General features: G+C 70.9%; 9 protein-coding genes. 6 read left to right on the top strand and 3 right to left on the bottom strand.

Going from position 1 to position 14,299, the window contains the following annotated elements; genetic code table 11:
* Positions 1-4: 4 nt before the first annotated feature.
* From OG331_RS11375 to fxsT, 6 genes are all read left to right on the top strand, one after another.
* Entirely contained in the window at positions 5-1,519 is a 1,515-nt protein-coding gene (locus OG331_RS11375; protein ID WP_406194663.1) for an acyl-CoA synthetase, read from the top strand.
* Positions 1,516-1,971: a MaoC family dehydratase gene (locus tag OG331_RS11370; RefSeq protein WP_406194660.1), complete on the top strand. Its 456-nt coding sequence runs from the start codon at positions 1,516-1,518 to the stop codon at positions 1,969-1,971. Before OG331_RS11375 ends, OG331_RS11370 begins: the two co-directional genes overlap by 4 nt.
* A gap of 350 nt (positions 1,972-2,321) precedes the next feature.
* On the top strand, positions 2,322-4,454 hold the full coding sequence (locus tag OG331_RS11365) for an FxsB family cyclophane-forming radical SAM/SPASM peptide maturase (protein WP_406194657.1): 2,133 nt from the start codon (positions 2,322-2,324) through the stop codon (positions 4,452-4,454).
* Complete coding sequence (locus tag OG331_RS11360; RefSeq protein ID WP_406194655.1) at positions 4,445-5,293, top strand: aminoglycoside N(3)-acetyltransferase; 849 nt, start codon at positions 4,445-4,447, stop codon at positions 5,291-5,293. Before OG331_RS11365 ends, OG331_RS11360 begins: the two co-directional genes overlap by 10 nt.
* Positions 5,294-6,646 (top strand): TIR-like protein FxsC, encoded by a 1,353-nt coding sequence (locus OG331_RS11355; protein WP_406194653.1) that lies wholly within the window; start codon positions 5,294-5,296, stop codon positions 6,644-6,646.
* Positions 6,633-10,712 carry an FxSxx-COOH system tetratricopeptide repeat protein gene (gene fxsT / locus OG331_RS11350; protein ID WP_406194651.1) on the top strand — a complete coding sequence of 1,360 codons (4,080 nt, stop codon included), beginning with the start codon at positions 6,633-6,635 and terminating at the stop codon, positions 10,710-10,712. The genes OG331_RS11355 and fxsT overlap by 14 nt, the downstream gene beginning before the upstream one ends.
* A 12-nt stretch (positions 10,713-10,724) precedes the next feature.
* On the opposite strand, the gene OG331_RS11345 is transcribed toward fxsT, so the two are convergent.
* The 3 genes from OG331_RS11345 to OG331_RS11335 all read right to left on the bottom strand — a co-directional run bounded on the left by OG331_RS11345 (position 10,725) and on the right by OG331_RS11335 (position 14,288).
* The gene (locus OG331_RS11345; RefSeq protein ID WP_406194649.1) at positions 10,725-11,618 is read right to left on the bottom strand and encodes an alpha/beta fold hydrolase; all 894 of its coding nucleotides are present in this window, start codon (positions 11,616-11,618) and stop codon (positions 10,725-10,727) included.
* A 149-nt stretch (positions 11,619-11,767) separates the two neighbouring features.
* Positions 11,768-12,613: a hypothetical protein gene (locus tag OG331_RS11340; protein ID WP_406194646.1), complete on the bottom strand. Its 846-nt coding sequence runs from the start codon at positions 12,611-12,613 to the stop codon at positions 11,768-11,770.
* Positions 12,614-12,620: 7 nt separating this feature from the next.
* Entirely contained in the window at positions 12,621-14,288 is a 1,668-nt protein-coding gene (locus OG331_RS11335) for a PHP domain-containing protein (RefSeq protein WP_406194644.1), read from the bottom strand.
* Positions 14,289-14,299: the final 11 nt, after the last annotated feature.

Here is a 14,299-nt window from a genome sequence, read left to right as displayed (position 1 = left end):
TGACATGCGCAACGAGGGACTGGGGTCATGGCCCGCACGCCGGGCCCGCAAGACCCCGCACCGCACCGCCCTGATCCACGGCGGGACGTCCATGGACTACCGCACCCTGCACACGCGCACGACCCGCCTCGCCCACGCGCTGCGCGACCGTGGCATCCGCCGCGGCGACCGCATCGCCTACCTCGGCCCGAACCACCCCTCCTATCTGGAGACCCTGTTCGCGGCGGGCACGCTGGGCGCGGTCTTCGTCCCCCTCAACACCCGCCTGGCAGGCCCCGAGATCGCCTACCAGCTCGCCGATTCCGGCGCCAAGGCCCTTGTCCACGGCCCGTCACACACCGGTCTGGTCGCAGGACTCCCGGGCAGCACCGACGTCCGCACCTACGTCGAACTGGGCCCCGAATACGAGGAGGCACTCGCGTCGGCGTCCGAGGAACCGATCGACGCCCCCGTCACCTCCGACGACACCTGCATCATCATGTACACCTCGGGGACCACCGGCCGCCCCAAGGGCGCGATGCTCACCCACGGCAACATCACCTGGAACGCGCTCAACGTCCTCGTCGACACCGATCTGATCGCCGACGAACGCGCCCTGGTCTGTGCCCCGTTGTTCCACACGGCGGGTCTGAACATGCTGACCCTGCCCGTGCTCCTCAAGGGCGGCGCCTGCGTCCTGGTCGAGGCCTTCGACCCGGACGTCACCTTCGACCTGATCGAACGGCACCGGATCACCTTCATGTTCGGCGTGCCGACCATGTTCGACCAGGTGGCCAGGCACCCGCGCTGGCCCGACGCGGACCTGTCGTCCCTGCGCATCCTGACCTGCGGCGGCTCCCCCGTGCCGACCCCGCTCATCGCCGCGTACCAGGAACGCGGCCTGACCTTCCTCCAGGGCTACGGCATGACGGAGGCCGCGCCCGGAACCCTGTTCCTGGACGCCGAACACGCCGTCACGAAGGCCGGTTCGGCGGGCGTGCCGCACTTCTTCAGCGACGTACGCGTCGTAGGGCCGGACCTCGCCCCCGTCGACGTGGGCGAGACCGGCGAGGTCGTGGTCCGCGGGCCCCATGTCATGCCCGGCTACTGGGGGTTGCCCGAGGAGACGGCCGCCTCCTTCGCGGACGGCTGGTTCCGCAGCGGGGACGCGGCCCGCATCGACGAGGACGGCTACGTCTTCATCGTCGACCGCATCAAGGACATGATCATCTCCGGCGGTGAGAACATCTACCCCGCCGAGATCGAGGACCTGCTCCTCGCCCACCCCGACATCGTCGAGTGCGCGGTGATCGGGGTGCCGGACGACAAGTGGGGCGAGGTACCGCGCGCGGTCGTCGTGCCCCGCGAGGGCGCCACCGTCGACCCCGACGCGGTACTGGCCTCCCTGTCCGGCCGGCTCGCCAAGTACAAGATCCCGAAGTCGGTGGTCCTCGCGGCCGAACTCCCGCGCACCGCCTCCGGAAAGCTCCTCAAGTCCCGCGTCCGTACCAGGTACGGCAAGAGTGAAGGAACCGCATGACCCTCACCGTGAACGGCCTCGACGAACTGAAGAAGCTGGCCGGCAGCGACCTCGGCACCAGCGAGTGGATCGAGATCACCCAGGACCGCATCAACACCTTCGCCGACGCCACGGGCGACCACCAGTGGATTCACGTCGACCCGGAGAGGGCGGCGGAGGGGCCCTTCGGCGCGCCCATCGCGCACGGCTATCTGACGCTGTCCCTCTTCATCCCCTTGTTCACCGGGCTGTTGGACGTCCAGGGGGTGACGACGAAGGTCAACTACGGGCTGGACAAGGTGCGTTTCCCGTCTCCGGTGAAAGCCGGGTCGCGGATCCGACTCGTCGGTAAACTGGCGGAGGTGCAGGAGGTACCGGGCGGTGTACAGATCGCCGTGGACGGCACGATAGAGATCGAGGGCGGGACCAAGCCGGCGGCGGTACTGACGAGTCTGTCCCGGTTCTACAGCTGAGGTGTTTCGTTACCCCGAAGCGGTACCGATATCCCCCAGTCGGGTGCATAGTTTGGTCATCAGCGGGGTACTGGCGACCCCGCGGCTGTAACGTGCTGCCAGAGTGTCCACTCACTCACCCACCTTCCCCTCCTGATCAGGGAATACCGTGACCGTTCCAACCAGAGCCACTGTCGGCACCAAGGCTCGTCCGTCGGCTGCCCAAGCTCACACCACCGCGCCGGGTCTCGACGCTCCGCACGACCCGAAGAGCGTCCGAGGCGTACGTCGCGCTCGCTCGTCGGAGCAGACGCGCAGGGGGGGAACGGTTACCTTCCAGTCGTCCATCTGAGGACACCGCATACTCCGTCATGACCGGTCCGACCGTCCCGCTGCGGCAGCTCGTGCTGAAAGTGCACAGCAGATGCGACCTCGCCTGCCGGCACTGCTACATCTACGAGCACGCCGACCAGAGCTGGAGTTCGCGACCCAGGGTGATCTCACAGGAAACGATCTCCTGGACCGCCCTTCGGCTGGCGGAGCATGCCAAGAAGCACCGGCTCGCCTCCGTACAGGTCATCCTGCACGGAGGCGAGCCGCTGCTTGCAGGGCCTGCACGCTTACGCGCCGTCTGTGAGGCGCTGACCACCGCACTGCACGGCATCTGCGCCCTCGATCTGCGCATCCACACCAACGCCGTTCAGCTGGGCAAGCGCCACCTCGACCTCTTCGCCGAGTACGGCGTCCGGGTCGGTGTCTCCCTCGACGGCGACCGAGCCGCAAACGACCGCCACCGGCTCTTCGCCAACGGCCGCAGCAGCCACGACAAGGTCCTCCGCGCACTCGCCCTGCTCGACCAGGACCGCTATCGCCACCTCTACGCGGGCATCCTGTGCACCATCGACGTGCGCAACGACCCCGTCGCCGTCTACGACGCCCTGGCCGCACTGCGTCCCCCGCGCATCGACTTCCTCCTGCCGCACGCCACCTGGGACGAACCTCCCCTGCGACCCGCCGGCGCCGACACCCCGTACGCCGACTGGCTCCTCACCATCCACGACCGCTGGAGCGAGCAGGGACGTCCGATGCCGGTGCGGCTGTTCGACTCGGTCGTCAGCACCCTCGGCGGCGGCCCCGGCCTGACCGAGGCGATGGGCCTGGAGGCCGCCGACGTCGTCGTGGTCGAGACCGACGGCACCTACGAGCAGGCGGACTCGCTGAAGACCGCGTACGACGGGGCACCGGTGACCGGCAAGGACGTCCACCGGCACACCCTCGACGAGGTGGCCGGCCATCCCGGCATCGCTGCCCGGCAGCACGGCCTCGACGACCTGAGCGACCAGTGCCGCGCCTGCCCCGTGGTGCGCTCCTGCGGCGGCGGGCTGTTCGCCCATCGCTACCGGTCCGACGGCACCGGATTCGGCAACCCGTCCGTCTTCTGCGCGGACCTGAAAGAGCTGATCCTCTCCATCGACGCCCGGACCGGCGCGAGCGCGACCCGCCCGATCGAAAGCCTCGACGCCTTGGCCGACGGCAGCGACGAGGGCGCCGGCGTACGGGAGTTGGCTCGGGTACGGCAGGACGTCACCCGGGGGCTGCTGACCGCCGTGCATGAGGAGGTCGGGCCGCGGGCGGGCGAGCTGTGGGCCCGGTCCTGGCAGCTCGCCCTCGATCTGGGGCGGCGCGACGGCGCTCTGCTCGAGCCGCTCCTGTCCCACCCGTACACCCGCACCTGGGCCGTACGCTGCCTCGACGATGCCGCCTCGCCCGACGAGCTGGCCTCGCTCGTGGCCGCCGTGGCGCTGCCCGCCCGGGCCGTCGAGCAGGTGAAGGTGCCGGTGCATGACGGCTTCGCCCATCTTCCCGGGCTGGGCAGCGTGCGCACCCGACTCGGCGCACAGCGGATCGAGTTGACGAGGCAGCGCCTCGCCGGTCCGGACTGGGAGCCGCTGCCCCGGGTCCGGGCCGACGGGCTCGACGTAGCCCTGGACGACGTCGATCCCCATCGCGATTGCTACGCCACTCTGGTCGGTGGACGGCTGACGGACGCGGAGACCGAGCTCTGGCGTCATGTGCTGCCGCAGGCCTGGGCGTTGATCCGCAAAGCCGTGCCGGCCGTCGCCGCCGGCATGGCCGAGGGCCTCCGCGTGATCACTCCGCTCGCCGCCCCGCCGGATCCCGAACACTTCGTGCCCGGCGGAGGGTTCAGCGCGCTGGCCGTCCATCTCGACCCGGACCCGGAGCGTGTCGCCGTGGACCTGGTACGTGGATTCCGGCTCGGTCTGCTCGACGCGCTGCTCGACGCGTGCGACCTGTACGACGAGTCCGACGCCCGCACCGGCGTGCTGCTCGCCGACACCTACGCGCGCGCCGCGACCGACGCCCTGCGCCAGGACGCCGAGGAGGCCCGCCGTACGCACGCCCAGTGGGCGGAGCTCACGGCCGCCCCGTCGCTGACCGGGCTCGGCCGGCGGTTCGTCGACGGCATCGGGCGGTGCCTGTGAACGCCGGCGCCGGCGGGCAGATCGCTGAGGACCTCGCGGTACTGGGCGTGGAGCCCGGGGCCGCCCTGCTGGTCCACGCCTCCCTGCGCCGGGTCGAGGCCGGACCCGGTGCCGTCCTGGCCGCACTGCGTACCGTCCTCGGCCCCGAGGGCACGCTCGTCGTGCCGACCTTCACCGCAGGCAACTCCGACACCTCACCGGCGTACCGCGACCGCACCCGGAACATGACGACCGATCAAATCCGGGCACTGAGAAGGAAGATGCCACCCTTCGATCCCGAAGGTACGCCCTCCGAGGGCATGGGGCGGCTGGCCGAGGCCGTGCGGTGCGCCGAGGGACGGGTGCGCAGCGCGCATCCGCAGACCTCCTTCGCCGCCGTGGGCGCCCGGGCCGGGGAACTGCTGGCCGTGCACGACGAGAACTGCCACCTGGGCGAACGCTCGCCGCTGGGCCGGCTGTACGCCGCCGGTGCCCAAGTGCTGCTGCTGGGCGTCGGGTTCGAGGTGTGCAGCGCCTTCCACCTCGGCGAGTACCGGGTCCCCGAGCCGCCCCGGCGGACCTACCGCTGCGTGGTCCGGCGCGACGGAGGACACCGATGGACCGAGTACGAGGACATCGACCTGGACGACAGCGACTTCGGTGCGCTGGGTGCCGACTTCGAGAAGGCGGACGCGGCACGGCCCGACCCGGTCGTGCGCGGCGGTCGCGTCGGGGCCACCCAGGCCCGGCTGTTCCCGCTCGGCGCGGCGGTGGACTTCGCCACGGCCTGGCTGGCCGGAAAACGATCCCGCCACGTTTTCACAGACCCGTCACAAATCGCTGCGAGGTTCCTACACTGAGTGTCCACCCCCGCCGGGCGGGGGGAACGGGGGACGGGATCGGGGGATCGCGTGGAGCCGACGGAACCACTGGGGGATGCCACCGCCCCCTATTTCTTTCTCAGTTACGCCCGCATGCCACAGGACGGCTCCGGTTCGGTCAACCCGGATCTGTGGGTCCACCGTCTCTTCCAGGAACTGTGCGAGCACATCAAGCACATGACGGCACATCCGGGCGCGCCGGGATTCATGGACGGGTCGATTCGGACCGGGCAGATCTGGAGCAGTCAACTCGGCGACTCGCTGGCCCGCTGCCGGGTGTTCGTACCGCTCTACTCGCCGCGCTACTTCATCAGTTCGTGGTGCGGCAGGGAGTGGGGGGCCTTCAGCAGCCGCCCGGCGCGCCACGTCGACGCCGAGCAACCCGGTGATCCCAGCGGGGTGGTGCCCGCTCTGTGGTCGCCCGTGCCCGACCGCCGGCTCCCCGAATCCGTCAGGGAAGTGCAGTACATCCACCCCGAACTCGGCCAGCGTTACCGCACGTTGGGGCTGTACGGGCTCGCCAAACTGAGAGCCTTCCGCAGCGACTACGAGAAGGCGGTCCTGCATCTGGCCCGGCGCATCGTCGACGTGGGCGACAGCGTCGTCGTCGAGCACGGCGACCGCGCCGGGCTGAGCACGGCACCCGACGTCTTCGCGGCCACCCCCACGACGACCTCGACCACCGGGCGCACCCTGCGTATCAGCGTGGCGGCGGCCTCCTTGAACCGGCTCCCCGAGGGCCGCACGCCCGACTACTACGGCCCCTCGGCCGTCGACTGGAACCCCTACCACCCGGCGTCCGGCCGGCCCCTCGCCCGGATCGCCGCCGACATCGCCGAGAGCCTCGAATTCCGCCCCGACGTCCGCGAGTTCGACCACACCGCGGGTCCCGCCGAAGGGCCCGAGGTCGTGCTCCTCGACCGCTGGGTGCTGCGCGATCCCGAACACCGCTCCGCCCTGGGCGAGTTCGACAGCAGTGATCTGCCGCCGACCGGCCTGGTGGTGCCGTGGAACGAGAACGACCCCGACAGCGACGAGGCCGAGTACGAACTCGCCGCCCAGGCCGAGGCCACCCTGCCGCGCCGCATCCGGCTGGGCCGGCAGGCGTGCAGACCCGCGGTCCGGGGCGTGCCGGACCACAAGACCTTCGACCAGGTCCTCCCCGACGTCGTGCAGTGGGCGGAGGGCGAGTACCGCAAGCGGGCCCAGCCCCGGCCACCGGCCGGACAGGGCACCGAGCGATTCCGGCTGTGCGGGAAGGACAGCCAGGACAGCCGACCCCAGGGACACCGCCGGAACGCCGAGGAGGAAGACCGCGATGAGCAGCCTTGACGAACAGGACGGCCGGGCCGGCCGCATCGTCACGTTCTATTCGTACAAGGGCGGCACCGGCCGGACCATGGCCCTCGCCAACACGGCATGGATCCTGGCCGCCAACGGCAAACGCGTCCTCGCCGTCGACTGGGACCTGGAGGCACCTGGCCTGCACCGCTTCTTCCACCCGTTCCTCGACCCGGCCACCGTCGGCGCCACCACCGGCGTCATCGACATGCTCAAGGAGTACGCCTGGGCGGCCACCGGCGACGGCGACGACGGCACCGACGAGCGGCCGCCGGACTGGCATCTGGACTACGCCCGCATCCAGCGCCACGCCGTCTCCCTGGACTGGCCCTTCCCCGAGCCCGGCACCCTGGACCTGGTGTCCGCGGGGCGGCAGGACCGCGACTACTCGGCGCTCGTGAGCACCTTCGACTGGGACCACTTCTACGACGACCTCGGCGGCGGACTCTTCTTCGACGCGCTGCGCGAGGACATGCGCCACAACTACGACTACGTCCTCGTCGACAGCCGCACCGGACTGTCCGACATCGCCGACGTCTGCACCGCCCACCTGCCCGACACCCTGGTCGACTGTTTCACCCTCAGCGACCAGAGCATCGACGGCGCCGCGGCGGTCGCCCACGACATCCGCGACCGGTACCGCCGTCGCCGTATCCGCATCCTGCCCGTGCCCATGCGCATAGACGAGGGCGAGAAGGAGAAAGCGGACGCCGGGCGCGCCTTTGCCCGCGCCAAGTTCGACGGGTTCCCCACCGGCATGGCCGAGGAGGAACTCACCGGCTACTGGGGGTCGGTGGAGGTTCCCTACCGCCCCTACTACGCCTACGAGGAGACGCTGGCCACGTTCGGCGACGAGGCCGGCAACGCCACGTCCCTGCTGGCCGCCTTCGAGCGGCTCACCGGCGTGATCAGCGATCAGGCCGTCATGGCTCTGCCGCGGATGGCTGAGGAGGTGCGCGAGGCCGTCGCGTCGAAGTTCACCCGCCCCCGGCTCGCGCTCCCGGCCGACCTGCACCTCAGCTATGTGTCCGAGGACCGCATGTGGGCCGACTGGATCGCCTCCCAGCTGTCCAGGGCCGGGTTCAAGGTGTCGCGCAGATATGTCGGCTGCGAGGGGGACGGCGCGGAGAAGCCCGCCGACCGCACCGTCTTCGTCCTGTCCCCGGCGTTCCAGCGCTCCGCGCGGGCCCGTCAGGTGTGGGACGCGGCCGCCGGAGGTGATCTCTCGGGTCGCCGGCAGGTGGTCGCCGTCCGGGTCGGCGACCTGCGCCCTGCGCCCACGTTCAGCGAACGGCCCTCGGTCGACCTGGTGCGCACCAGCGAGCGGAACGCGGCCTCCGGGCTGCTGCGGGCCCTCGGCAAGCCGCCGCTGCCCGCCGAGCTGACCGACGAGTCGGCGTTCCGGGACGCCCGATTCCCGGACACGGTGCCCAAGTTCTGGAACGTCTCGCCGCGCAACTCCTCCTTCACCGGCCGCAGCGCACTGCTGGAGAGGCTCCGCGACGGGCTCGGCAGCAGCAATTCGGGCGCCTCCCCGGCGCCGTACGCCCTCTACGGGCTGGGCGGCGTCGGCAAGACGCAGATCGCGCTGGAGTACGTGCACCGCTTCGCCGCCGACTACGACCTGGTGTGGTGGATCCCCTCCGAGCAGAACGAGCTCGTGGTGTCCTCCCTCACCGAGCTCGCGCGCCGGCTGGGGCTGCGGATCGGCGACGACGCCGCGCAGGCCGCCCAGGAGGTCTGTGACCATCTGCGCCAGTCGTCCGCGACGCTGCGCTGGCTGCTGGTGTTCGACAACGCCGACGAGCCGCAGGAGGTGAGCAAACACTTCCCCGGCGGTGCCGGCCATGTGCTGGTCACCTCCCGCAACCAGACCTGGCTGCAGTTCGGCGAGGCCCTGGAGATCGACCCGTTCCTGCGCGAGGAGAGCATCGAGCATCTGCTGCGCCGAGCCGCCGACCTCAGCACGGAGGACGCCGACCGGGTCGCCGCCGCCGTGGGCGACCTGCCCCTCGCCCTCGACCAGGCCGGCGCCTGGCTGGCCGAGACCGGCACGCCCGTCGACACCTACCTCACCGAACTGGAGCACCAGGCGGAGCGGGTGCTGTCGCTCAGCCAGCCCGCGAACTACCCCGAACCGGTCGGCGCCACCTGGAACGTCTCCATCGACCGCCTGAAGGAACGTTCCCCGGCGGCGGTGCGCCTGCTCCAGCTGTGCGCCTTCTTCGCCGCCGAACCCATCTCGATGGAGCTGCTCTACGGCGACGAGATGACGAGCGTCCTGGCCGAGCTGGACCCGTCGCTCCAGGAGAGGATGGTCCTCGGCCGGGTGATCCGGGAGATAGGCCGGTTCGCCCTCGCCAAGGTGGACCGGGCCACCGAGTCGATCCAGGTGCACCGGCTGGTGCAGGCGGTGATCCGCTCCCAGCTCACGCCCCGGGAGCAGGAGGACGCCCAGCACGTCGTGCACCGCATCCTGGCCGGTGCCCGCCCGTCGGGCGAGGAGCCGATCGACGACCCGAAGAACCAGCCCATCTTCGCCGCGATCTGGCCGCACCTGGAGGCCTCCGAGGCCAGCATCTGCGACGAGCCGAAGACCCGGCAACTGCTCATCGACCGCGTCCGCTACCTGTGGAAGCGCGGCGACCTGAACGCCGCGCTGTCCTTCGCCCACGGCCTGCGGCAGCTGTGGGAAAGCCAGTTGACGGTCAGCCGCGGCAGGATCGCCGACCTCGAGAAGCGGGAGCCGGCCGGGCAGGCACCGGCGCCGCAGCCGGCCGGCTTACGGGACCCGCGGGACCCGCGGGCCCCGCGCACCCTCGCCGAGGAGCGGCGTTACGCGACGGAACTCCGGACCCAGCTGCTGCACCTGCGGTTCCACATCGCCAACGTGCTGCGCTCGCTCGGCAAGTACGTGGAGGCGGAGGAGCTGGGCTCCGACACCCTCACCCAGCAGCGCGCCCTGCTGACGCCCGGCCATCCGCACATCCTGATGACGGCCAGCGGCCTCGCCACCGACCTGGGCAGCATCGGCCGGTTCGAGGACGCCCTGGAGCTGGCGAAGGAGGCCTACAACGGCTTCAAGGAGAACTTCGGCGAGGATCACCCGCGTACCCTCAGCGCCAACAACAACCGTGCCGTGTGCCTGAGACTGCTCGGCCACTACACCAAGGCCCGCGACGTCGACCAGGAGATCTACGACCTGCGCCGCAACGACCTCGGTGCCGCGCATCCGCACACCCTGATCAGCATCACCAACCTGGGCCGCGACCTGCGCGAGACCGGCGAGTACGAGCCGTCCATCTCCCTGCTGAGCAGCAGCTACGAGTCGTACAAGCGGCTGTTCGGCGAGACCTACCCGGAGACTCTGCGCAATGCGAAGAGCCTCGCGGTGTCGCTGCGCAAGGCCGGCCGGGTGGACGAGGCGCGGGTGCTCACCCAGCAGACCCGCGAGCATTACCGGCTGCGGGACACACCCGCGTCCACCCCCGATGTGCTGGACTGCACCCTGAACTACGCGACCGACCTGTACGCCACCGGGGCGCGCGAGGAGGCCCTGGCACTGGCGCAGGACATCGTGCGGCAGTACCGCACGGCGCCCGGCGAGCGGCATCCGGCGACGCTCGCCGCCGTCAACAACCTCGGGATCTTCCTGCGCGGTTCCGGCGAGGCGAACAGGGCGCGGACGCTGCTGGAGAAGAACCTCGACACCCTGAAGGAGGCGCTCGGCGACCGTCACCCCTACACGCTCGCCTGTGCCGTCAACCTCGCCAATGTGCTGGCGGAACTGAACGAGCTGCGCCAGGCGGAGGACCTGGAGCGGACGGCGGTCGCCGGTTTCCAGCCCACCCTCGGCCACGAGCACCCGGACACCATCGTCTCGCGCGCCAACCTGGGCGTGACCCTGCGCGCGCTGGGCCGCATCCCCGAGTCCGACCAGCTCCAGGAGAGCACCCACGCCGAGTTCGTACGGCTGCTCGGCGAGAACCATCCGCACACGGTGAGCGTCCGCGAGGGCAAGCGCATCCACCGGGACCTGGAGCCGCCGGCCGTGTGATCGGTACGGGACTCAGGCGGGCTCGGCCGTCAGCCGCGAGCGTCCGCCCAGCAGCCAGGTGAAGACGTCGGGCAGCACCCGCAGCGACGCGAAGTGCGCCTCGTCGGGCTGCAGGACGGCCCGGCCGCCCGGAATGCGCGCGGCCAGCCAGCGGGTGTGGCTGGCCGGCGAGAACCCGTCCCGTTCGCCGTGCCACAGCAGGACGGGTACGGAGATGTCCGCGAGGGAGAAGCCCCACGGGCTGCAGAACGACAGGGCGTCGTCCACCCAGCCGTCGGCGGACACGCTGAGCGCCTCCCGGTAGTTGCGCAGCAGCATCGCGCGGATCCCCGCGTCCGAGACGACCCGCAGATCGGACTCGGTCAGCTCCCAGCGCAGTTGCGCCAGCAGCTTGCGAGGGTCCGACCGGATGTCGACGGACCGCTTTCGCAGGCTGTCCTCCAGCTGGTCGGGCCCGTCCAGCGCCTTGGTGTACTCGTTGACGTTGGATGCCGTCATGCCCGCGAACCAGTCCAGCCCGTCGGCGTCCCGCGGGGCGAGACTGACCAGCACGGCGGCCCGGGTCACCCGGTCCGGCAGCAGTGCGGCGCAGGCGAGGGCGTGCGGGCCGCCGCCGGAGCGGCCGACGACGGCGAAGCGCTCGATGCCGAGGGCGTCCGCGATGGCGGCGACGTCGGCGGAGACATGGGCGACCCGGCGCCCGGAGAGCCGGTCGGAGGGACCGTAGCCGGGGCGGTCGTACGTGATGAGCCGGACTCGCTGGTGGTAGATCAGCATCGGCCGGGGCGCGGGGCCGAGCCGGCTGCCGGGCGTGCCGTGCAGCAGGAACACCGGAGAGCCGCCGGGATCTCCGCTGATCTCGACGGCTAATCGGCGTCCGTCCCCCGTGAACACGTCTTTGAGCATGCGCGGCCCCCTCTCGAAGCCCCCGCCCGCTGCGGCATGCTGTGTGGCCGTGCAACGGCCATTCCCCATCGTGCCCCAGATCATCCCGGTGTGCGGGTGTTTCCGGCTGCCGGCAGGTCAATGGCCGAGAGGTGTCCAGGACTTGGCGTTCAGGTCCCCTGCTTGTACGCGTACACGGCCGTGGCCACCGCACACACCCCCGGCGGAATCATCTGAGCCCGCAACGTGCCGCTGTTCACGTCGTAGTCGACGCCCTCCGTCTCGAACGTGCCCGTGCACACACTGCGCTGCGGCAGTGCGAACAGGCTCTTCACCGCGCCCGTCATCGGCTGGCCGTCCACCTTGCGCGGCAGGTCGACCTGGAGGAGGGGGCGGATCTCCGGGAAGAGGGTGCCCGAGGCGTCGTTCGAGGCGCAGATGAGGCGGGTGTCGGTGACGAAGTCGCAGCCCTGGATGTCGCGTACGGGCTTGTCCAGGCCGATCTGCCAGGCCTCCTTCAGGTCTCCGCCGGTCGGTGGTGTGGCGGGGTTGAGCAGGGGAGCGGGGAAGACCTGGAGTCTTCGCTGGTCGCCCCACTCGCCCGACACCAGCCACTGCCCGTCGGGGGAGACGGCGGCGAAGGAGTTGTTCAGCTTCTCGCCCGGGTTGAGCTGGTGGACGTACTCGTAGCGCTTCCCGGCCGGGGTCGTCACCGCGAACATCTTGGACGTGGCCGTGTCCGGGCCCTGGTAGGCGTCGAAGACGTGGCCCTGGGCGATGTCCGGGTCGCCCACGTGGTTCCAGCCCTTGATCCTCAGGTCCAGCGGGATGTCGGTCATGCCCCGGTAGAGGAGCGAGCCGTCCGCCCGGGCGGCGAGACCCTGCCCGCCGCCCAGCGTGTCGGTGTACGCCGTGCCTGACTCGGCCCACTGCGGGTCACCGGCCGCGGAGGCGGTACCCGCGCCGAGCCCGAGAGCGGCCAATAAGCAGACGGGGGCGAGAAGTTGACGCTTCATCAGATCCTCAGGCTCCTGCCACGTCGACGAATACGGGATTCGAATAGAACCACGTATCCGCCCACGGGTCACCGTCTCCGGGCGCGTGCGGGATCGGGCCGTGCGGGTCGACCGACGCGCCGAGGCAGCCCGTGCCGTTGCGGTTGCCGTCGCTGCCGCGCAGACGGACGTAGAAGGACTCCCTGCCCGCGGTCAGCGGGATGCGCAGGGTGTACGTCCCCTTGCGACCGCTCACGTCCTTCGTCGCCACGACCTTGGTGTCCGGTGCCTTCCAGGCGTCCCGGTCGGCCACCGGGCCGCGCACCGCACCCCGGACGACGTCGACGTGCGCCAACTCCGGCAGGATGCCCTGCGGGTTGGGCCGGGAGGCCGTCGTGACCGTGATGTTCAGCGTGAGCTTCTCGCCCTCGCGCACGCGTAGCCGGCCGCCCAGGGTGACGCCGCGGCCGTGGTCGCAGTCCCGCTTGAGGCGGACATCGAGGCCGTCGAGCAGATGCCCGTGGTCGAGCCAGACACGGCCCGCGCGCAGGCCCGCCATCACCGCGCGGTAGCCGTAGCGGGTCACACCGACGTGGGTGCGGCTGAACTGGCCCGGCCAGAAGTCGCTGCCCGGCTGCGGGGTGTCGGTGTTCACCGGGTCCGGGAGCTTGCCGGTGTTGTCGAAGTTCCGGCCCGCCGGCCAGTCGCCGTTGCGCCAGGTGTCGAAGACGATGCGGTGGGCGTCGGAGTTCGTGGTGATCGAGAACAGCCGGCCCTCCGCCAGCATCGAGTCCCACAGCCCGCCGACCGTCGCGGTCGCCCAGTCGAAGCCGCCGTAGGTCAGATACGCCTCCGCCGGGTAGCCCGGCCAGGACTGTGCCGAGGGCTTGTTCTCGTACTCGCCGCGCATGGACGTGCTTCCGCGCCGGCCGGGGATGGCCGCGCCCTGCGCGCCCGGCGCACCCTCCATGCCGATCATGATCTCGGGGGCCGCGTCCCGCCAGCCCCGCATCTCGTGCGGGGAGTCGATGCCCAGGCGCAGCGGGTGGTTGGCGAGGACGAGGACGTCGTCGACGTAACCCTTGCGGCGCTGCTCCGCCAGCCACTTGATGGCCTTGACGGCGTGGGCCTCGTTGCGGGCGGTGTCCGCGTCGGCGGGGCCGCCCTTGTCGTAGCCGAGCAGCTTGCCGTCGTAGGCGCTCTCGAACTGTGTGAGCAGGTCGACCTCGTGCCGGCCGGGCGCCGCGAAGACCGTGCAGTGCTCGGCGGCCGGGATGTACCACTCCAGGCCCTGGAAGATGAGCTGGCGCGGGTTCTCGGCGCGCGCCTTGAGGATCTCCTCGTGCTCCAGCGCGGCACCGTACTTGGCGTGCCCGAAGTTGGAGTGCTCGGTGAACACCATCCAGTCCAGCCCGTACTTGGCGCCCGCGGCGGCCAGTTGGGAGAACGTGTACTTGGCGTCGTGGCTGTAGACCGTGTGGATGTGGTGGTCGCCGACGAGGTACGCGAGGCGCGGGTCGTCGCCGCCCCACCCCCGCGGGGACGCCGCAGCGGGCACGGCCGCGGATCCGAGCGCGAACGCGGCGCCGAACAGGCCCGCGCGGCGCAGGAGTCCCCGTCGGGAGACGCCCTGCGGGTCGAGGTCGGCGGGGGCGACGGACGGGTCGGCCCAGACGGGCAGCTGTTGCTCAGTCATCTTCATCCTCG

Origin of the sequence: Streptomyces sp. NBC_01017 (assembly GCF_045162795.1) — a bacterium.
GTDB lineage: Bacteria > Actinomycetota > Actinomycetes > Streptomycetales > Streptomycetaceae > Streptomyces > Streptomyces machairae.
This window is presented reverse-complemented; position numbering and strand designations above follow the sequence as displayed.